Source organism: Glycocaulis alkaliphilus (assembly GCF_004000605.1).
Lineage (GTDB): Bacteria > Pseudomonadota > Alphaproteobacteria > Caulobacterales > Maricaulaceae > Glycocaulis > Glycocaulis alkaliphilus.
In genome coordinates, this window is sequence record NZ_CP018911.1 from 1788731 (window position 1) to 1808816 (window position 20086).

Consider the following 20086-nt stretch of genomic DNA (forward strand, 5'->3'; position numbering starts at 1 on the left):
CATAAGCCCTAGATGAGGAACTCGCGCGCGCGGCGCAAGGCATCGAGGAAGGCATCGACCTCCTCAGGCGTGTTGTAGACGGCAAAGCTGGCGCGCACGCTGGCGGTAACGCCAAAGCGCTTCATCAGCGGATGGGCGCAGTGATGGCCCGCCCGCACGGCGACGCCATAGCGGTCCATGAGCTGGGCGATGTCGTGCGCATGGGCGTTCTCCACCACAAACGACACGATAGGCCCCTTGCCGGGTGCCTCACCCAGAATGCGGATACCGTCCATCGCCTTGAGGCCCGCCGTCACGGCCTCTGCCAGCGCGTGTTCGTGCGCCAGAGCCTCCGGCGTGACGTGTGCGTGCATCCAGTCCAGCGCCGCGCCAAGCGCAATCACATCGGCGATGGCAGGCGTGCCGGCCTCGAACTTGTGCGGCGGCGCGGCATAGACGACGCCCTCTTCACTGACCTCGGCGATCATCTCGCCGCCGCCCATGAAGGCCGGCAGACGATCCAGCCAGTCACCCTTCGCATAGAGCGCGCCGGTGGCGTTCGGCCCGTAAAGCTTGTGACCGGTGATGACGTAGAAATCACAGCCAATGGCCGACACATCGACCGGGCCATGCACAGCCGCCTGCGAGCCATCAAACAGGATCGGCACGCCGTGCCGGTGCGCGATCTCTGTCAGCGCCTTCGCGTCATTCTTCGTGCCGAGCACGTTGGACATATGGGTGAGCGCCACCATCTTCGTGCGTGAGGTGAAGAGAGCTTCGTAAGCTGCTGTATCCAGAGCACCTTCATCCGTCACCGGAACCCAGCGTATAACCACGCCCTTGCGCTCGCGCAGGAAGTGCCACGGCACGATATTGGAGTGGTGCTCCATCTGGCTGAGGATGATTTCATCACCCTCTTTCAGGCTGTGGCCGATACCCGAAGCCACCAGATTAATCGCCTCGGTCGCCCCGCGGGTCAGCACGATCTCTTCGTTGCGCGACGCGCCCAGAAACGCGGCGAGCTTGCCGCGCGTCGCCTCGAACGCCTCGGTCGTCTCGTTGGCGAGCGTATGCAGGCCGCGGTGTACGTTCGCGTAGGAGCCGCGCCAGACATCGCCCAGCGCGTCGATCACCGCTTGCGGTTTCTGCGCGGAGGCGGCGCTGTCCAGATACACCAGCGGCTTGCCATGAACCTCGCGCGACAGGATGGGAAATTGCGCGCGGATGGCGTCCACATCGAACGCAGAGGCTGTACGGGCGAGCGCGCTCACGATACCGCCTCCAAAGCTGCGTCGAGCCTGGCCAGCAGGGCCTCGCGAACGGTCTCGTCCTCGACGGCGTCCAGCGGCTCGGCCAGGAAGCTGCGCGTCAGCACGGCGCGCGCGCGCGCCTCAGTGAGCCCGCGCTGGCGCATGTAGAACAGCGCCTCCTCATCGACCGCGCCCAGCGCATTGCCGTGCGCGCAGACTACATCGTCGGCGTAAATCTCCAGCTCCGGCTTGGCGTAGATTTCCGCGCCATCGGCCAGCAGCAGCCCGCGATGGTTCATCTGCGCGTCGGTCTTCTGCGCGGCCTGCTCGACATGGATCTTGCCCTGGAAGACGCCGCGCCCGCCCTTGGCCGCCGCGCCCTTGAACAGCTCACGCGTCGCGCCATTCGGGCCGGTGTGGCGCACAATGCCGGTCTGGTCGAGATGGAGGCCGGAGGCCACCAGATACGATCCGCCGAGCTGAAGCTCCGCGCCCTCGCCTGCATGGCTGACATGGGTTTCCAGCCGGGCGAGCTTCGCGCCGAAGCCAAGCGTCGTCTGGTGCAGCTTTGCGCGAGCGGCGAGATCGATATCGCTCGTCACCACCAGCACGCCGTCCGGTGAGGCATCCTGCTCGACAATCCGGGTCAGCGTCGCGCCCTCGCCCAGCACGATACGCAGGGCGATATTGGCAAATCCTCCGGCTGCCACGCGGTAGCGCTCGTGCAGCGTCGCGCTGACGCCTGCAGGCACGTTTACGGCTGCGATATGGTGGGATGCGCCCTCGCTGCCTTCAAAGCGTAGCGACAGGCTTTCGCCGTCTTTGAGATCATAGACCGGGCAGCCCTCCGTCAGACCCGCCGCCAGGCGCGGCATGAGCAGCTCCGGCTGGTGGTCCAGCGTCGCAATCTCGTCGGCCTTGCGCGAGGCGTTGACGGCGAGCGTGCCGGCCCCTGCCGGTGCCTTGGCGAGCGCGGCACGCAGATCAGACCATTTCCACGCCTCGACGCGCCGGTGCGGCAGACCGCCCGTTTCCAGCGCAGCGCGCAGCTCGCCCGTGGGCAGGCTGGCCGCGAGCGCCGCTTCAAACGCGGAGAGTTGCGGGACTACACCCATCAGGCTGCCGCTCCGGTGAATTTCTCATAGCCTTCGGCTTCAAGCTCCAGCGCGAGCTCCGGCCCACCCGTCTCCACGATGCGGCCGTTCGCCATCACGTGGACGACATCCGGTTTGAGATATTCCAGCAGGCGCTGATAGTGGGTGATGACCAGCATGCCGCGCTCTGGCGAGCGCAGTGCATTGACGCCGTCGGCCACCACGCGCAGCGCGTCGATATCGAGCCCGGAATCCGTCTCATCAAGGATGAGGAATTTCGGCGAAAGCATCATCGCCTGGAAAATCTCCATGCGCTTTTTCTCACCGCCGGAGAAGCCGACATTCACAGGGCGCTTGAGCATTTCACTGGAAATACCCAGTTTTGCGGCATTTTCCCGTGCAAGCTTCATGAATTCCGGCGCGGAAATCTCACCCTCGCCGCGCGCCTTAAGCTGCGCGTTGGCGGCCTCTTTCAGGAAGGTCAGCGTCGGCACGCCGGGGATTTCAACCGGGTACTGGAAGGAAAGGAAGAGGCCCTTCGCGGCGCGCTCTTCGGGCTCCAGCTCGCCAATCTCCTCGCCCAGGAAGCTGACCGAGCCCTCCGTCACCTCATAACCCTCATGGCCCGCCAGCACGTAGGAGAGCGTGGATTTCCCGCACCCGTTCGGCCCCATGATGGCGTGGACCTCGCCCGCAGGCACGGTCAGGTCGACGCCTTTCAGGATGGCCTTGGCTTCACCCTCTTCCGGGTTCACGCGGGCATGGAGGTTCTTGATCTCAAGCATGTCTTATTCCGTTAAAAGCTGTCTGAACTTGCGGGCGTGCTGATGGTGATCATTGACGCGCACCCTGCGCCAGAACGTCCCTGGCCGGGATCACATCCTCACCAAGTTCGTAACGCTGGACCACGACATGCGCCCGTTCGCCTTCGCGATATGTCACGTGGTAAGCCATGTGAATTCGACGTCTGACCAGACCGTAATCATCCGGCGTGAGTGGCACGAATTCCGGGTGGTCCTCTGGAGCACGACGCGGATGCGGCCCACCCACCGGCAATCGACTAAAATACTCCAGCGTATAACCCGTTTCCCCTTCACACCTTGCGGTGCCATCCTCGGCTAACCTGCATTCGAGGATCGGAAGACTACCGATCAGCTCAAGGAAATCTGTTTCGGACACGGAGAGTGCGGGTGCACCTTCTCGAGAAACGCGGTGGCAATCACCCCGCGGTTCGGTAGTGGAGGTAGCCAGCGACGCGAGGTAGAAAAAAGGCCGGACTGTCCGGTGGCCTTCCGCCTCCCAATTGCGGCACTCCCATCCAAATTCGCGCAACTGAGCTCTGCGAACCTGCGCCCTTTGGCTTAGCTGCGTTCTCTGGTCAACGAGCAAATAGTAAAAGTACCAGCCGAGAAGGTTTTCCGCGCGCTCAATACCGTATGCCGTATGATCCGTGATCAAAAGTTGCCCTATAGGGCTTACTCGCGTGTCGTCAAAGACCACCCCTCGGCTAATACCTTCCGGCGGCACAAAGTCAGAGGAGGTGGAGGAGCACCCCACCGCAGCAAGGCTTGCGACAGCAATGGTGACACCAACACTTCTACCAAATGACAATTCCATCACCCCACGCTCCCTTCAGGGCCGTATTCGGCGATTACCTCAATGCGGCCGATAATGGCGTCGTTGAAGGCTTCCAGCTCCTCGGCTGGCACCCACAGCTCTTCATGTTCGCGACCGCCAACAATCTTGCGCTCATAGGAATTGGCCAGATCGGATCGCACATGAAACCGCGTGACGAAACCTTTCGGGATCGAATTATAGCGCACGTTCCAGTCACGGGCGATCTGACGGGCATAACCCTCGTTCGTGACCGGATAAAAGATCGGCTGCTCAGGGAGCCTGGGCGGAAACCGGCGCCAGCCGCTTTCTTCAATCAGCGCCAGCTCTTCCGCTCCGACAGGGCGATAAAGCGTAACGGTTTCACCCATCACCCCACGCTCCCTTCCAGTGAGACTTTGAGGAGCGCCTGTGCCTCGACGGCAAATTCCATCGGCAATTCCTGCAACACTTCGCGGCAGAAGCCGTTGACGAGCAGGGCGACGGCCGTTTCCTCGTCGAGCCCGCGTGAGCGCGCATAGAAAAGCTGGTCATCGGAGAGCTTGGAGGTCGTCGCCTCGTGCTCCAGCGTGGCTTTGGGCGTTTTCGCCTCGATATAGGGCACGGTGTGCGCACCGCACTGATCCCCGATCAGCAGGCTGTCGCACTGGGTGAAATTGCGTGCGCCTTCCGCCTTGGCGTGGACCGAGACGAGGCCCCGATAGGTCTGGTCGGAGCGCCCGGCCGAAATGCCCTTGGCGATGATGCGCGATTTCGTGTTGCGCCCCAGATGGATCATCTTGGTGCCGGTATCGGCCTGCTGGCGGCCATTGGTGACGGCGATGGAATAGAACTCGCCCTGGCTATTATCGCCGCGCAGTACGCAGGACGGGTATTTCCAGGTAATGGCAGAGCCGGTCTCGACTTGCGTCCAGCTGACTTTGGAATTGCGCCCCCGGCAGTCTGCCCGCTTGGTGACGAAGTTATAGACCCCGCCCTTGCCTTCGGCGTCGCCCGGCCACCAGTTCTGAACGGTGGAGTATTTGATCTCGGCATCGTCGAGCGCGACCAGCTCCACGACCGCCGCATGCAGCTGGTTCTCATCGCGCATCGGCGCGGTGCAGCCCTCGAGATAGGAGACGTAAGCGCCCTTGTCGGCGATGATCAGCGTACGCTCGAACTGGCCGGTGCCTTGCGCGTTCATGCGGAAGTATGTCGACAACTCCATCGGGCAGCGCACGCCCGGCGGCACGTAGACGAACGAGCCGTCGGAGAAGACCGCGCTGTTGAGCGTCGCGAAATAATTGTCGGTAACGGGCACCACACTGCCGAGATACTGGCGCACCAGATCGGGGTATTTTTGCAGGGCTTCGGAGATCGGCATGAAAATCACACCGGCCTTCTCCAGCTCCTTCTTGAACGTCGTGGCGACGGACACGGAATCGAATACAGCATCGACGGCGACCTTTGGCATTTCGCGCGCTTCAGCCGCCGTGCGATCCTCCGCGCCCTCCACGCCCAGCAGGACTTCGGCCTCACGAAGCGGGATGCCGAGCTTCTTGTAGGTGTCAAGCAGTTCGGCAGGAACTTCGTCCAGCGACTTGTAATTGGCGACGTTTTTCGGCGCAGCGTAATAATACGCATCCTGATAGTCGATTTTCGGATGATGGACGTTCGCCCATGTGGGCTCTTCCATCTGCAGCCAGCGGCGATAGGCATCGAGGCGCCAGTCGAGCATCCATTGCGGCTCGCCCTTCTTCTCCGAAATGAAGCGGACAATATCCTCGCTCAACCCCTTGGGCGCGAACTCCTGCTCGATCTCGGTCGTGAAGCCATACTTGTACTTGTCGGCTTCGAGCCGGCGTACGTCTTCAATCGTTTCCTTCACCGCAGGCATGGGCCCGGTCCTTCTTTTAGTCAGCCTCAAGCGCCGGTGCGCCCATCCGGGCGCTTGGCTACCGCGCCACGAGGCGCGGCGGCCGTTCGGCCTTGCCATTCTTGCAGGTGCAAGAATGGTCTAGTCAGTCACTACACAGCGGCCGCCAGACGGGGCCGGACGCGCGCGTATTCGCGTATCCAGGCATCCGAGAAGCGGTCCACATCGTCTTGCGTACTCGTCCAGCCAAGGCTGATACGGATGGCGCTGGCGGCCTCGTCCGCACTCGCGCCCATCGCTTCCAGCACGCGGCTTTTCCTCACCTTGCCGGAGGAACAGGCAGAGCCTGCGCTGATGGCAAAGCCCGCCAGATCCATGGCGATAACCTGTATTTCGGCGGCCCACCCGTCAGCAGACAGGCAGAGCGTATTGGGCAGGCGGTCCGCCCCTGCCCCCCATATGCGCACGCCTTCAACCGATTCCAGCTTTGATTGCAGCGCATCACGCAGGGCGGCTATGCGCGCGACCTCATCAGCCTCTACGGCTTCGAGGGCGGCAGCAAAGCCTGCAATCCCGGCGACATTCTCGGTGCCGGAGCGGCGGCCCGTCTCCTGACCTCCGCCATGCATCTGGCGCGTCAGCGGCGCATCGCACGCCAGTAGCAGCGCGCCGACGCCTTGCGGCCCGCCCGCCTTGTGCGCTGAGAGCGCCGCGTAATGGGCCAGGCTGCCGGCAAAATCGAAAGCGAGCTTGCCCGCCATCTGCACGGCATCGACGTGGAACAGCCCTTCTGCCTCGCGCACCAGCCGCCCGGCAGCTTCGATGGGCTGGATCACGCCGGTCTCGTTATTGGCCGCCATCAGCGCCACAAAGGGCACGCCGTCAGCGTCCCGGTCCCAGCCCTCAAGGCGCTGTTCCAGCCAAATGAGGTCAGCCACGCCCTCAGCCGTGACGGGCAGGATTTCGACCTGAAGACCGCTGGCGGACGCCGCATCGCGTACCGCATCATGCTCGATGGCGGAAATGATGAGGCGTTTAGCGCCCGCCGCCCGCGCCGACGCGATGGCCAGATTGTTCGCCTCCGTCCCGCCGGAGGTGAACACAACGTCCTCCGCGCGTGTCACGAAATGGCGGGCGAGCGAAGCCCGCGCCGTCTCTACGATGGCCCTCGCAGCCCGCCCGGGGCCATGGACCGAGGACGGATTGCCGCCTGCATCATAGGCACGCGCCATCGCTTCGCGCGCTTGCGCGCGCAACGGGCTGGTTGCGTTATGATCCAGATAGACGCTCATAATTCCTGCTATTCTGCCGCTGCAGCTCTCAGGGTGGCGGCCATGCCGCGCGGACCGCTGGCAGACCCTGCCACCCGGCGGCTGACCACATCCTCAAGACTGACCGAGCTGAGATAGAGATGGATATGGCGCGACAGCTCGTCCCACAGATCATGGGTGATGCAGCGCTGACCGCTTTCCATGCAGCCCTTCATCTGGTGCTGGCAGCGCGTGATGTCGACCGGCTCATCGACCGCCAGGATGATGTCGGAGATACGGATGTCCGCCGCAGTCCGCGCCAGCCGGTAGCCGCCGCCAGGGCCACGCACCGCCTTGACGATACCCGCCCGGCGCATGCGCGCGAACAGCTGCTCCAGATAGGATAGAGAGATTTCCTGCCGCGAGGCGATTTCAGCCAGAGGGACCGGGCTGCCATTCACATGGCTGGCAAGATCAGCCATGGCCATCACCGCATAGCGGCCTTTGGTACTCAGCTTCATGACTGCCTCTCCCAAGCTGCCCGGCACGGTAAATTGTTTACCGCACTCGCATTTGCCCGGCGCTATATGCTAAGAGCGCGCACGCCGTGCTGGCATACATTCGTCCCTCCGGAAGTAGGTATCCCAGTCACAGAGTCAAGAATTATTGTCTGGCCCTTTGCAGCTTGCGCCAATTAGCCGCGCGCATATCTGACAAGGCCGCTGGATAAATCAGTTTCAGGGAAGACCAGATCACTCATGCCTGACGTCATTATTCCCGGCCCGGCCGGCCGCATCGAAGGCAAGTACACGCCCGGTAAAGCCGAAAACGCGCCCGTCGCGCTGATCCTGCATGCCCATCCGCGCGGCGGCGGACACATGGACACGCCCGTCTCGCTGATGATGTATGAAGTGTTCAAGCAGCGCGGATTTGCCGTGCTGCGCTTCAACTTCCGCGGCGTGGGCCGCAGCCAGGGTGTTTACGAGCAGGGTCTGGGGGAGCTGTCGGATGGCGCGACGGCGCTGGACTGGATGCAGGCCCACAATGCCAACGCCCCCTATTGCTGGGTGGCGGGCCACTCCTTCGGTGCGTGGATCGGCATGCAGCTTCTGATGCGCCGTCCGGAGATTGCCGGCTTCATCTCGGTCTCCCCGCCCACCAATATGTATGATTTTACCTTCCTGGCGCCCTGCCCGGCTTCCGGCCTCGTCGCGCACGGCGATGCGGACGTGATCGTGCCGCATGACGACATGGAAAAGGTGATGAGCAAGGTTCGCGCCCAGAAGGGTATCGACATCAAGCGCCAGATCATCCCCGGCGCAGGCCATCTGTTCTCCAACCATGTGGAGCCGCTGCAGACCGCGATTGATGACTATCTCGATCTGCGCCTGGTTGAGCTGGACAACCCCAAGCCCAAGATCACCAAGCGCTAGGGCTCACCGGGTGACATGCGGGCCTGCGATATTCCGCGGGCCCGTCCACCCGGCCGCCAGCGCGGACACTGCTAATAGTGTAGCGCGCGGCCATACGCATCCAGCACGCTCTCATGCATCATCTCAGAGAGCGTGGGGTGGGCGAAGACGGTATGCATCAGCTCGGCTTCAGTGGTTTCGAGCTGGCGCGCGACGACATAGCCCTGAATGAGCTCTGTCACTTCCGCGCCGATCATGTGGGCGCCCAGAAGCTCGCCGGTTTTCTTGTCGAATACCGTCTTGATGAGGCCCTGATCCTCGCCGAGCGCAATCGCCTTGCCATTGCCCACAAAGGGGAAGCGGCCGACGCGCACGTCGTGCCCCGCTTCCTTGGCTTTGGCTTCGGTAAGGCCCACAGAGGCGATCTGCGGATGGCAATAGGTGCAGCCTGGAATGTTGGACTTGTCCATCGGGTGGACATCCTGGCCTGCGATTTTCTCAACGCAGATGACGCCCTCATGGCTCGCCTTGTGGGCCAGCCAGGGCGCTCCGGTGACATCGCCGATGGCGTAAAGACCTGAGACGCCGGTCGCGCCATAGCCGTCAGTGACGACGTGGCCACGCTCGATCTTCACGCCCAGCGCTTCCAGGCCCAGATTTTCGACATTGCCGGTAATGCCAATGGCGAGAATCACCTTCTCGACCTCGATCACTTCCGGTTTGCCATCGACCTTGATGGTCGCCTTCGCGCCGGACTTGCCGGTTTCCAGCTTTTCCACCTGCGCCTTGGTGAGGATTTTGAGGCCCTGCTTCTCGAACGCCTTCTTCGCGAACTGGCTGATCTCTTCGTCCTCGGCGGGGAGGATACGGTCCACCATCTCCACCACGGTCACTTTGGAACCCAGCGTGGAATAGAAGCTGGCAAACTCCATCCCGATTGCGCCGGAACCGATGACGAGGATGGATTTGGGCAGCGCGTCCGGCACCATGGCTTCCTTGTAGGTCCAGATGGTCTTGCCGTCCGGCTCAAGGCCTGCTGCCGGAATGGTGCGCGCGCGCGCGCCGGTGGCCAGGATGACGTGTTTGGCTTCGTAGGTGGCGCTCTTGCCGTCCTTGCCCTTCACGACGACTTTAGGGGCCTTGGAGCCCTTTTCCAGCTTCGCCTCGCCGTCAATGACGGTGACCTTGTTCTTCTTCAGGAGGTGGCCCACCCCGCCCGACAGCCGCCCGGCGACCTTGCGGGAGCGCTTGACGATGGCCTCGATGTCAAAGCGCACATTGTCCGCCTTCAGGCCAAACTCCTCGGCGCGCTGGAAGAGATGGTAGATGTCGGAGGTGCGAAGCAGCGCCTTGGTGGGGATACAGCCCCAGTTCAGGCAGATGCCGCCCAGGTGCTCGCGCTCCACCACGGCCGTTTTCAGCCCCAGCTGGCTCGCGCGTATCGCGGCGACATAGCCGCCCGGCCCGCCGCCAATGACGATGAGATCAAACTGGGAATCGGCCACGGCCCTGTCCTTTCACCTCTATGCGGCTCAACTGGCCGCAACGTTCTTCTGTCTTGCCACCAGCGCGGGAGCGGGTGACGGCTTGCCGTACTCATCAACAGCCACGATGACAAACTCGGCCCGCGCCACCGTGCGCCTATCGCCGCTCATCAGGTTTTCGGCGTCCATCTGCACGCCGACCCGCATCGAGGTACGCCCCACATCAATGACTTCGGAATGCAGGTCGATCATCTCGCCTTCATGGGCGGGCTTTTCAAAGCTGATCTTGTCGGAGGCTGCCATGGTGACATTCATCCGGGCGTGCCGGTAGGCGGCGATCACCGCCGCCTTGCCCATGCGCTCCATCGCGCCGCCGCCATAAAGACGCCCCAGATGATCGGTGTCGCCGGGGAAGATGATCTCCACCATGCGGCTGGCGCCGTTGGAGGGGTCCAGCTCCGGCAGGCGCGTGCGCGGCACGGGCGGCAGAGCCTCCGGGTTCTCCCTGCGGTCCGCCGCGACCATGACGAACTCACCTTCGGTACAACGATGGCGTTCGCCGGTGAGCATGTCTTCGGCGTCCAGCTGCACGCGCACGCTCAGCGAATGATGGCCCACCATGCGCACCTGGCCGGTCAGCTCCAGAAGATGGCCGAGGCGCGCGGGCGCGCGAAACTCGATCTTGTCTGAGGAGGCCGTCACGAAGGGCCGGCGGGCATGACGCGCGGCAACCAGAAAGGCCACCTTGTCCATATGCGCCATCGCCGTGCCGCCAAACAGGCTGCCCTGGTGGTTGGTCTGCTGCGGGAAGACCAGATCGCACAGGCGGATGGCGCTGTCAGGGCTGGGTTGGATGGCCATCTAGAGCAACATCGTCACCGGATCTTCGACGAGCGGCTTTAGCGCGGCGAGGAATTTCGCGCCCGCCGCGCCATCGACCACGCGGTGATCGCAGGTCAGCGTGACCGTCATAACCGTCGCGATAGCCAGCGCATCATTCTTGACCACAGGGCGCTTCTCCCCTGCCCCGACGGACAGGATCATGCCTTGCGGCTCGTTGATGATGGAAGCGAATGACTTGATGCCCATCATACCGAGATTGGAGATGGAGAAGGTGCCGCCCTGGAACTCTTCCGGCTTCAGCTTGCGCTCGCGCGCACGGGCGGCGAGGTCTTTCATCTCTTCGGAGATTTTCGCGAGCCCCTTGGTCTCCGCCTTTTTGATCACCGGCGTGATCAGCCCGCCCTCAATGGCGACGGCGACGGCCACATCGGCGTGTTTGTGCATGACCAGCCCCTCATCGGTATAGCTGGCATTGCTTTCAGGAACGCGGATGAGCGCCAGCGCACAGGCGCGGATCAGCATGTCATTGACCGACACCTTCACGCCTTCCGGTGCTTTGGCGTTGAGCTCGGAGCGCAGTTTCAGCAGCGCATCCAGCTCCAGATCAATGCTCAGCGGGAAGTGCGGCACATCGCGGAAGCTTGCCGTCATGCGGCGCGCGATGGTCTTGCGCATGCCGTCGAGCGGCACGACTTCGTAACTGCCCTCTTCCAGATTGAGGCTCGCCACGCTGATCTTGCCGGGCTCGGTCTTGGCGGGCGCGTCTTTCTTGTCCTGCGCCGCGTCTTTCTTCGCTGCCTTGGAAACGCCTTGCGACAGCGCGGCTTCCACATCGCGCTTCACGATGCGGCCATTGGGGCCAGAGCCCTCCAGATCGCTCAAGTCCAGCCCTTCCTGCTCGGCCATGCGCTTTGCCAGCGGCGAGGCCTTGAGGCGGGAGTCTTTACCCCCTTTGGCTGAACTCCCGGACGCGCTTTTGGCGCGATCCGGGACCTCGTTCTTGTCCTGCTGCCGGCCCCGGCTCTCGCTGCGCTCGGCCGGGGGTTCAGACGATTTCGGCTCCTTACCCTTGCCCTCATCCTTGGGAGCAGGCTTTTGCGAACCGGCAGACTGCGCACTTTTAAGCGCGCTCTCATCCTCGCCCTCTTCCAGCAGCACGGCGATAACGGCATTGACCTTCACGCCTTCACTGCCTTCCTCGACGAGGATCTTGCCGACCCGGCCCTCGTCGACGGCTTCGACCTCCATGGTGGCCTTGTCGGTCTCGATCTCGGCGATCACATCGCCGGATTTCACCTCATCGCCTTCTTTGACGAGCCAGCGCGAGAGCGTGCCTTCCTCCATGGTCGGCGAGAGTGCGGGCATCAGGACTTCAATGGGCATTATCAGCTCCGCTGGATCGTACGGCGTGGGAAACGAGGGTATCGATCATCAGTTCGCTATCCCGCCACGCGGGGTATCAGTGGGATTGTTTATCTCGGCCTGAAACAGGCCCAGCATCTCGTTTAACGCAGCATCAGGACTCGTAGCCTTTCCCGTCTGAGCCAGTGCTATCGCCATATGCCGGGAAAAGTCGGCCAGCAGAATGCCCGCATGGCTGCCGCTCTCTATCACCCCGGTATCGATATGCACGGTGACGTCGCCGTCATCGGCAAGAAAAGCGACGAAGAAGGGGGAAGCATCCTGCCTCATAGCACCTACTCCGCGTAAGTGACGGCTTTGACCGCCTTGATGATGTCATCGACACCCGGCAGTGCGAGCTTTTCAAGGTTCGCGGCGTAGGGCAGCGGTACATCTTCCTGATGCACACGCGCGGGCGGTGCATCGAGATAATCGAACGCCTCTGCGGTCACGACGGCGGCGATTTCCGCGCCCACGCCCATCCGGCCCCAGCCCTCTTCGGCGCAGACGATGCGGTTGGTCTTCTTCACGCTTTCAACCACCGTGTCGGTGTCCAGCGGGCGCAGGGTGCGCAGATCGATGACCTCGCACTCAATGCCTTCTTCAGCCAGCTTCTCAGCCGCCTGCAGGGCAAAGCCGACCATGCGCGAATGCGCCGTAATGGTGCAGTCCGTGCCCTCGCGGCGGATTTTCGCCTTGCCGATGGGCAGCACCCAGTCGTCCACATCCGGCACATCAAAGCTCTCGCCATAGATGAGCTCGTGTTCGAGGAACACGACCGGATTCGGATCGCGGATCGCGGCTTTCAGGAGGCCCTTGGCGTCCGCCGCATCATAGGGCGCGACGACTTTCAGACCGGGCACATTGGCATACCAGGCCGAATAGTCCTGGCTGTGCTGCGCGCCGACGCGGCTGGCCGCACTGTTCGGCCCGCGGAACACGATGGGACAGCCCATCTGCCCGCCGGACATGTAGAGCGTTTTGGCTGCCGAGTTGATGATGTGGTCAATCGCCTGCATGGCGAAGTTGAAGGTCATGAATTCGACGACCGGTTTCAGCCCCGCAAACGCCGCGCCCACACCAACGCCCGCAAAGCCGTGCTCGGTGATCGGGGTGTCAACGACACGCTTGGCTCCGAACTCTTCCAGCAGGCCGCGCGTGACCTTGTAGGCGCCCTGATATTCGGCGACCTCCTCGCCCATGACGAAGACGCTCTCGTCGCGGCGCATTTCCTCGGCCATCGCATCACGCAGCGCGTCGCGTACCGTGGTGGAGACCATCTTGGTGCCTTCAGGGATTTCCGGGTCTTTCAGGGGGGAGGAGGATTTCCCCCCTCCGCTTCGCTTACGCTCAGCACCTCCCCCGTGAACGGGGGAGGAAACCTCATCGTCGTCCTTCTTTCCTCCCCCGTTCACGGGGGAGGTGTCCGCCTTGGCGGACGGAGGGGGGGATTCTATAGCCTCATCGCTCTCGCCTTCCTCTTTCAGGATCGCGATGGGCGCATTGACCTTCACGCCTTCACTGCCTTCTTCGACCAGCAGCTTGGCAACAATGCCTTCCTCGACGGCTTCCACCTCCATGGTGGCCTTGTCGGTCTCGATCTCGGCGATCACATCGCCGGATTTGACCTCATCGCCTTCCTTGACGAGCCAGCGGGCGAGCGTGCCTTCCTCCATCGTGGGAGAGAGAGCGGGCATGAGAACTTCGATAGGCATCAGGCGGCCTCAGGTTTGAAAGTGAGCGCGTGCTCGCGCATACGCATGGCAAACTCGGTCAGGGTGTTGAGCGGGCGGATCAGGACCTCCAGCCGCGTCATGCGGCCTTCGCTGTCCAGCGTGATCTTGTCAAAACCGACAAGGCCCTTGCCGCCAACCGTCCCGGTGAATTCCAGCAATATCTCATCGCCATCGATCCATTCGCGGCGATAGGCGAAGTCATCGATAGCGGCGATCACGCCGGCAAGGATGTGGACGACATAGGCCTTGTCTGCGCTCGGCTTCCACACCACCGGGGAATGCAGTTCGCACCCGTCCGCGATGATCGCGGACATAGCGCTGGCATCCTTGGCGGCCACGGCCTCGTGCCAGGCCTTGAGGAAGGCGCGGGCCGTCATGCGTCAGCCTCGATCAGCACGTCGGTGTAGAGCTCGGAAGGATCCGGCTCAGGGCTCGACTGGGAGAAATCCGCCGATTCCTGGACGATCTTCTTGATCTCTTTTTCCATCTCTTTGAGCTGGTCCTCGGTGGCGAACTTGCCTTCGAGAATGCGCTTGCGGGCGAGATCGATCGGATCCTTGTGCTCGCGATACTCGTTCACCTCGTCGCGGGTGCGGTACTTGGCCGGGTCGGACATGGAGTGGCCGCGATAGCGGTAGGTCTTCATCTCCAGAATGTACGGCCCCTTGCCGGAGCGGGCGTGCTCCACGGCCTTTTTTGCGGCTTCATAGACGGCATTCACATCCATCCCGTCGACTTCCTCGCCGGGAATGTTGAACGACACGCCGCGCTTGTAGAGATGGGTTTCGGATGAGGAGCGCTTCACGCTCGTGCCCATGGCGTACTGGTTGTTCTCGATGATGTAGATCACCGGAAGGTTCCAGATCTTGGCCATGTTGAAGCTCTCATAGACCTGGCCCTGATTGGCGGCGCCGTCCCCGAAATAGGTGGCGCACACCTTGCCGTCGCCGCGATAGGCATTGGCGAAGGCCAGACCGGTGCCGAGCGAGACTTGCGCGCCGACAATGCCGTGCCCGCCGAAGAACTGCTTCTCGCGGCTGAACATGTGCATGGAGCCGCCCTTGCCGCGCGAATAGCCCCCTTCCCTGCCCGTCAGCTCGGCCATCACGCCATTGGCGGTCATGCCAGCGGCCAGCATATGCCCGTGATCGCGATAGCCGGTGATCACCTGATCGCCTTCGCGCAGCGCGCTCTGCACGCCAACCACAACCGCTTCCTGACCGATATAGAGATGGCAGAAGCCGGCAATCAGACCCATGCCGTAAAGCTGGCCCGCCTTCTCCTCGAAGCGGCGGATCAGCAGCATGTCGCGATACCACGCGATATACTCGTCTGCGCCGGGCCCTGCGGGCTTCTTGGCGCGGGCGGTCGATTTGGAGGAGGCAGATTGCCGAGCGGCCATACTTCACACGCGAAATAATATCGCGCTCCCTTGTCAAGAACTCATGCGGGAGTATCAGACGGACGCCTGCCGGGTAAAGCCTGAAACGGAAGTTTTGCGCATGCGAAGAAGCGCGCTGCAGCGCAGCAATGCTCAGTATGCGATGGGTTGCGGCTCGAGGCGCACAATGATCTCGTGGGGATGAGCGAAGTTCAGCACCACCCGCGCACGCTCTTCCACATAATCAAGATCAAGCTCGCCAGAGTTCGGCGAGAGCCGGGCGGCGCGGTCTTCGAGCCGGATGCGCTCGGCGCGCACCTCTGCCAGCTCCGCCTCAGCCTGGGCGATGCGTGCAGCCACTGTTGCCTGTTGCACAAAGCCGCGCTCGGAGAAGAAGGCGTGATGGGCCACATAGCCCAGCACTCCGACCATCAAGCCTATCAGAATGAAGCGCTTCAGCGCGTTCATTCCCGCCTCCATCCACCGTCCGCCTTTTGCGGATCTGACAAATGGAAGCTATCGCGACAGTGTAAAGGAAACGTTAGGCGAATCGTTACCCGAGGCGATTCGGGCTGCTATTCCGCAGCAATGGCGCTGCGCCCCGCATAGACCGCCATATCGCCCAGCTCTGCTTCAATACGCAGCAGCTGATTGTACTTTGCCGTACGGTCTGCGCGCGCCAGCGAGCCGGTTTTGATCTGCCCGCAATTAGTGGCCACGGCGAGATCAGCAATCGTGTTGTCTTCGGTTTCACCCGAACGATGGCTCATCACCGCGCCATAGCCGGCACGCAGGGCCATCTCCACAGCATCCAGCGTTTCAGAGAGCGTGCCGATCTGGTTGACCTTCACCAGAATGGCGTTGGCTGCGCCCTCCTGGATACCGCGGTGGAGACGCTGCGGGTTGGTGACGAACAGATCATCGCCAACAAGCTGGCAATCGCCTTCCAGCGCGGCGGTGAGCAGGTTCCAGCCCTCCCAGTCATCCTCGGCCATGCCGTCCTCGATGGAGATGATGGGATAGGAGGCGACCAGACCCTGCAGATAGGCCGTGAAGCCGACGCCGTCATAGGTCTTGCCAGCGCCTTCGAGCACATATTTGCCATCACGGAAAAACTCGGTGGAGGCAATATCCAGCGCCAGCACTACATTCTCGCCCGGCTTGTACCCTGCGTTCTCTACAGCGGCCATGATGGCATCAAGCGCCTCTTCGGGGCTGCGCAGATCAGGGGCAAAGCCACCCTCATCGCCGACATTGGTATTGTGGCCATCGGCTTTGAGACGCGCGCGCAGGGCGTGGAAAATCTCGGCCCCGCACTGCAGCGCGTCGGAAAAACGATCAAAGCCAGTCGGCATGATCATGAATTCCTGAAAATCGATGGGATTGTCCGCGTGTGCGCCGCCATTGATGATGTTCATCATCGGGGTCGGCAGGACGCGCGCATTCACCCCGCCCAGATAGCGGTAAAGCGGCATATTGGCCGACAGGGCCGAAGCCTTGGCAGCTGCCAGCGAAACGCCCAGCATTGCGTTCGCGCCAAGGCGCGCCTTGTTGGGTGTGCCATCCAGCGCAATCAGGGTCTGGTCGATGCGGCGCTGCTCCTCGGCATCAAAACCGGCCAGCGCATCAAAAATCTCGCCCTCGACCGCCTCGATCGCCTTGCGCACGCCCTTGCCGCGATAGCGGTCCCCGCCATCACGCAGCTCTACCGCCTCGTGTGCGCCCGTGGAGGCGCCGCTGGGCACCGCTGCGCGGCCGATGGAGCCATCTTCCAGTTCGACATCCACCTCAATCGTGGGGTTGCCCCGGCTATCGAGAATCTCGCGCGCGATGATGTCGGTAATGGCGGTCATGGGTCTATGTCCTTGGCTTGGGGCGCGCGGGAGGGCATGCCCGCACGAGTAAGGGTTTCTGGCGCGCTTGATAGCCGAGGGCCGGTCAAGACAAAAGCCCCGCGCGGGGTTATCGCGCAGGGCTTTTGATAAGCTGTCAGACGGGCCCGCGCCGCAGCGCGAGAGAGGGCCTAGTCTTCTTTCGGCGTCAGGATCTGCTTGCCGCGATACATGCCGGTCTTCAGATCGACATGGTGCGGACGGCGCAGCTCGCCGGTGTCCTTGTCCTCGACATAGGCCGTGGTGCCGATCGCGTCGTGGCCGCGGCGCATGCCACGCTTGGACGGGGAGGTTTTGCGCTTAGGGACCGCCATGGGTCTCTCCTGAACTGGTCGTTTTCAAAAATCGGTCTGGCTCCGCGCGGGACACGCGAAGCAGTGAGCGGCGGGCTATACCTGTTTGCAAACATCAAGGCAACAGGCGTGGTGCGCCAGACAAGGCAGATGTGATCGGGATTCCCGTGATTCGCCGCTCGCTTTGCGCTATGATCCCTGTTGCGCAGTCCCGCCCGCAGGCCAGACGACATCAAGGCTCGGAACATTTTGTAGAGATGAGTCGGTAGGACCTCTGGCGCGGACTGCGGTTCTTGTGTTTGCGGTCACGCTCGCACCTTCCCGCGTTTCGTCCTTACCCCCCCTCGTCACCCCCACGCAGGTGGAGGTCCAGAGATCGTAGGGCAAAGGCGGTGCATGCCGCTCTGGGTTCCCGCCTGCGCGGGAACGACGACAAGGAGAGACGCATCCCCCTCACACCAGCCTTGAATGCTCCATGGCTGCCGCGATGAAGCTGGCAAACAGCGGATGCGGATCGAAGGGGCGCGATTTGTATTCCGGGTGGAACTGCACCCCGACAAACCAGGGATGGTCCTTGTGCTCGACAATCTCGGGCAACAGCCCGTCGGGTGACAGGCCGGAGAAGACGAGGCCATGGGCCTCCAGCTGCTCCCGGTAGCCGATATTCACCTCATAGCGGTGCCGGTGGCGCTCTGAGATCATCTCCGCGCCGTAAATCTCATGCACCTTCGTGCCTGGTGCCAGCTGGGCTGGATACGCACCAAGGCGCATCGTGCCGCCCAGATCACCTGCTTTCGAGCGGCGTTCCAGCTCATTGCCCTTGGCCCATTCGGTCATCAGGCCGACCAGCGGCACTTTCGGCTCACCAAATTCGCTGCTGCCCGCGCCCTCAATGCCCGCCAGATGGCGTGCGGCCTCGATGACAGCCATCTGCATGCCAAAGCAGATACCGAAATAGGGAATCTTGCGCTCACGCGCGAACCGCGCTGCTGCGATCTTGCCTTCCGCGCCCCGCTCGCCAAAACCGCCCGGCACCAGAATGCCATGCACGTCTTCCAGAGCGCTGAAGGCATCAGGCTGCTCGAACTGTTCAGAATCCAGCCAGCGCAGCTTGACCTTCACCGCATTGGCGATGCCGCCATGATTGAGCGCTTCCATAAGCGATTTATAGGCATCGATCAGCACGGTGTATTTGCCGACAATGGCAATCGTCACCTGCCCGTCGGGCTCGTTCACGGCTTTGGAGATTGCCTGCCAGCGCGTCAGGTCGGGTTCTGGCGCATCGGACAGGCCAAACCGCTCCAGTACGACATTGTCAAAGCCCTGGGCGTGGTATTCCAGCGGCACGTCATAGAGCGAGGACGCGTCGCGTCCTTCGATGACGGCGTTCTCCGGCACATTACAGAACAGGGCGATCTTGCGCTTGTCGGACGGCTCGATCGGTATCTCGCACCGGCACAGCAGAATGTCGGGCTGGATGCCGATGGAGCGCAGCTCCTTGACCGAGTGCTGGGTCGGCTTGGTCTTCATCTCGCCGGCCGCCTTGATGAAGGGCAGCAAGGTGACGTGGATGAAGATGGCGCGGTCGCGGCCGAGCTCCTGACCGAGCTGGCGGATGGCTTCAAAGAAGGGCAGGCCTTCAATATCGCCGACCGTGCCGCCGATCTCGCATAGCACGAAATCGACATCGCCCGCGTCAGACAGGACGAATTGCTTGATCGTGTCGGTAACGTGCGGGATCACCTGCACGGTCGCGCCGAGATAATCGCCGCGGCGTTCGCGCTCGATAATGGTCGAATAGATCCGCCCCGTCGTGATGTTATCGCCACGCGTGGCCGACACGCCGGTAAAGCGCTCGTAATGGCCAAGGTCGAGATCGGTCTCGGCCCCGTCTTCGGTGACATAGACCTCGCCGTGCTGATAGGGCGACATCGTGCCCGGATCGACATTGAGATAGGGATCGAGCTTGCGCAGCCGGACGCGGTATCCGCGTGCCTGCAGGAGCGCACCAAGAGCGGCTGAAGCGAGGCCTTTTCCAAGAGAGGAGACCACGCCGCCGGTTATGAAAATGTATCGCGGCATGGAAGGACGGGTTAGCGCAGAATCACCCGGCGGGAAAGCCGCGCCCTGTCACCGCATGTGAGAAAAGCCGGGAAAACGCAGCGCTTCAGCCCAGTTGCTGCGACAGGAACAGCACCCACAGCCCTGCCAGCGCGAGAAAATTAAGGGTGAATACCGCTCCGCGCAGGGGCACATTGCCGGTGAGCGTCTGAACGGCGGTGTGCATTACCCGCCCGGCCACGAAGAGCCAGGCGAGCCATACCATTGCGATTGTGGCCGACTGTGTCGCCCAGAGCGCCAGCACCAGCGGATGGAACAGCATGGGCGCTTCGAACTGGTTGCGCAGATTGGCCGCGACGCGGGCGCCGCGATCCACATCGCCGCCAGCAAACTGCAGATCGGCATAGGTGCGCGCGCGTGCCCTGACAGCCCGCAGGCGCTCGATGGTCAGCCATGCATAGAGAAACGCGACCAAGGCCAGGTGCGCGGCAGCAGGCAGTAAAATGAGACGGGCCTCTGTGTCTGCGAGAAGCCCGTCCAT

Annotated in this window: 21 protein-coding genes; 1 reads left to right on the forward strand and 20 read right to left on the reverse strand. The window is 62.5% G+C overall.

What is annotated here, in order from left to right:
• Positions 1-8: 8 nt before the first annotated feature.
• The 8 genes from X907_RS08515 to X907_RS08550 form a co-directional block, all read right to left on the reverse strand.
• A complete protein-coding gene (locus X907_RS08515) occupies positions 9-1250 on the reverse strand; it encodes an aminotransferase class V-fold PLP-dependent enzyme (RefSeq protein ID WP_127567054.1) in 1242 nt (413 codons plus the stop codon).
• Positions 1247-2344 (reverse strand): SufB/SufD family protein, encoded by a 1098-nt coding sequence (locus X907_RS08520; protein WP_127567056.1) that lies wholly within the window; start codon positions 2342-2344, stop codon positions 1247-1249. Before X907_RS08520 ends, X907_RS08515 begins: the two co-directional genes overlap by 4 nt.
• The gene (sufC, locus tag X907_RS08525) at positions 2344-3108 is read right to left on the reverse strand and encodes a Fe-S cluster assembly ATPase SufC (RefSeq protein ID WP_127567058.1); all 765 of its coding nucleotides are present in this window, start codon (positions 3106-3108) and stop codon (positions 2344-2346) included. The genes X907_RS08520 and sufC overlap by 1 nt, the downstream gene beginning before the upstream one ends.
• A gap of 49 nt (positions 3109-3157) precedes the next feature.
• The gene (locus tag X907_RS08530; protein ID WP_127567060.1) at positions 3158-3940 is read right to left on the reverse strand and encodes a hypothetical protein; all 783 of its coding nucleotides are present in this window, start codon (positions 3938-3940) and stop codon (positions 3158-3160) included.
• On the reverse strand, positions 3940-4308 hold the full coding sequence (locus X907_RS08535) for a hypothetical protein (protein ID WP_127567062.1): 369 nt from the start codon (positions 4306-4308) through the stop codon (positions 3940-3942). The genes X907_RS08530 and X907_RS08535 overlap by 1 nt, the downstream gene beginning before the upstream one ends.
• The gene (sufB, locus tag X907_RS08540; protein ID WP_127567064.1) at positions 4308-5813 is read right to left on the reverse strand and encodes a Fe-S cluster assembly protein SufB; all 1506 of its coding nucleotides are present in this window, start codon (positions 5811-5813) and stop codon (positions 4308-4310) included. Before sufB ends, X907_RS08535 begins: the two co-directional genes overlap by 1 nt.
• Before the next feature lie 131 nt (positions 5814-5944).
• The gene (locus tag X907_RS08545) at positions 5945-7084 is read right to left on the reverse strand and encodes a cysteine desulfurase family protein (RefSeq protein WP_127567066.1); all 1140 of its coding nucleotides are present in this window, start codon (positions 7082-7084) and stop codon (positions 5945-5947) included.
• Positions 7085-7092: 8 nt separating this feature from the next.
• Complete coding sequence (locus X907_RS08550) at positions 7093-7563, reverse strand: Rrf2 family transcriptional regulator (RefSeq protein WP_127567068.1); 471 nt, start codon at positions 7561-7563, stop codon at positions 7093-7095.
• Between the two features lie 237 nt (positions 7564-7800).
• On the opposite strand from X907_RS08550, the gene X907_RS08555 reads away from it, so the two are divergent.
• Positions 7801-8475, forward strand: a complete 675-nt coding sequence (locus X907_RS08555; RefSeq protein WP_127567070.1) for an alpha/beta hydrolase — start codon at positions 7801-7803, stop codon at positions 8473-8475.
• Between the two features lie 71 nt (positions 8476-8546).
• Here X907_RS08555 and lpdA read toward each other — a convergent pair whose 3' ends face one another.
• The 12 genes from lpdA to X907_RS08615 form a co-directional block, all read right to left on the reverse strand.
• Entirely contained in the window at positions 8547-9959 is a 1413-nt protein-coding gene (lpdA, locus tag X907_RS08560; RefSeq protein WP_127567072.1) for a dihydrolipoyl dehydrogenase, read from the reverse strand.
• Positions 9960-9986: 27 nt separating this feature from the next.
• Positions 9987-10799 (reverse strand): acyl-CoA thioesterase, encoded by an 813-nt coding sequence (locus X907_RS08565; protein ID WP_127567074.1) that lies wholly within the window; start codon positions 10797-10799, stop codon positions 9987-9989.
• On the reverse strand, positions 10800-12164 hold the full coding sequence (locus X907_RS08570) for a pyruvate dehydrogenase complex dihydrolipoamide acetyltransferase (protein WP_127567076.1): 1365 nt from the start codon (positions 12162-12164) through the stop codon (positions 10800-10802).
• A 48-nt stretch (positions 12165-12212) separates the two neighbouring features.
• Positions 12213-12473, reverse strand: a complete 261-nt coding sequence (locus tag X907_RS08575; RefSeq protein ID WP_127567078.1) for a DUF5076 domain-containing protein — start codon at positions 12471-12473, stop codon at positions 12213-12215.
• 5 nt (positions 12474-12478) lie between these two features.
• Positions 12479-13897, reverse strand: coding sequence for a pyruvate dehydrogenase complex E1 component subunit beta (locus tag X907_RS08580; RefSeq protein WP_127567080.1), 1419 nt, complete (start codon positions 13895-13897; stop codon positions 12479-12481).
• Positions 13897-14295: a nuclear transport factor 2 family protein gene (locus X907_RS08585; protein WP_127567082.1), complete on the reverse strand. Its 399-nt coding sequence runs from the start codon at positions 14293-14295 to the stop codon at positions 13897-13899. Before X907_RS08585 ends, X907_RS08580 begins: the two co-directional genes overlap by 1 nt.
• Positions 14292-15320, reverse strand: coding sequence for a pyruvate dehydrogenase (acetyl-transferring) E1 component subunit alpha (gene pdhA, locus X907_RS08590; RefSeq protein WP_127567084.1), 1029 nt, complete (start codon positions 15318-15320; stop codon positions 14292-14294). The genes X907_RS08585 and pdhA overlap by 4 nt, the downstream gene beginning before the upstream one ends.
• Before the next feature lie 132 nt (positions 15321-15452).
• Positions 15453-15767, reverse strand: coding sequence for an FtsB family cell division protein (locus X907_RS08595; RefSeq protein ID WP_127567086.1), 315 nt, complete (start codon positions 15765-15767; stop codon positions 15453-15455).
• 107 nt (positions 15768-15874) lie between these two features.
• The gene (eno, locus tag X907_RS08600) at positions 15875-17152 is read right to left on the reverse strand and encodes a phosphopyruvate hydratase (RefSeq protein ID WP_127567088.1); all 1278 of its coding nucleotides are present in this window, start codon (positions 17150-17152) and stop codon (positions 15875-15877) included.
• 170 nt (positions 17153-17322) lie between these two features.
• Entirely contained in the window at positions 17323-17505 is a 183-nt protein-coding gene (gene rpmF / locus X907_RS08605) for a 50S ribosomal protein L32 (RefSeq protein ID WP_036513502.1), read from the reverse strand.
• Between the two features lie 432 nt (positions 17506-17937).
• A complete protein-coding gene (locus X907_RS08610; RefSeq protein WP_127567090.1) occupies positions 17938-19566 on the reverse strand; it encodes a CTP synthase in 1629 nt (542 codons plus the stop codon).
• Between the two features lie 85 nt (positions 19567-19651).
• The gene (locus X907_RS08615) at positions 19652-20086 is read right to left on the reverse strand and encodes an MAPEG family protein (RefSeq protein WP_170175509.1); all 435 of its coding nucleotides are present in this window, start codon (positions 20084-20086) and stop codon (positions 19652-19654) included.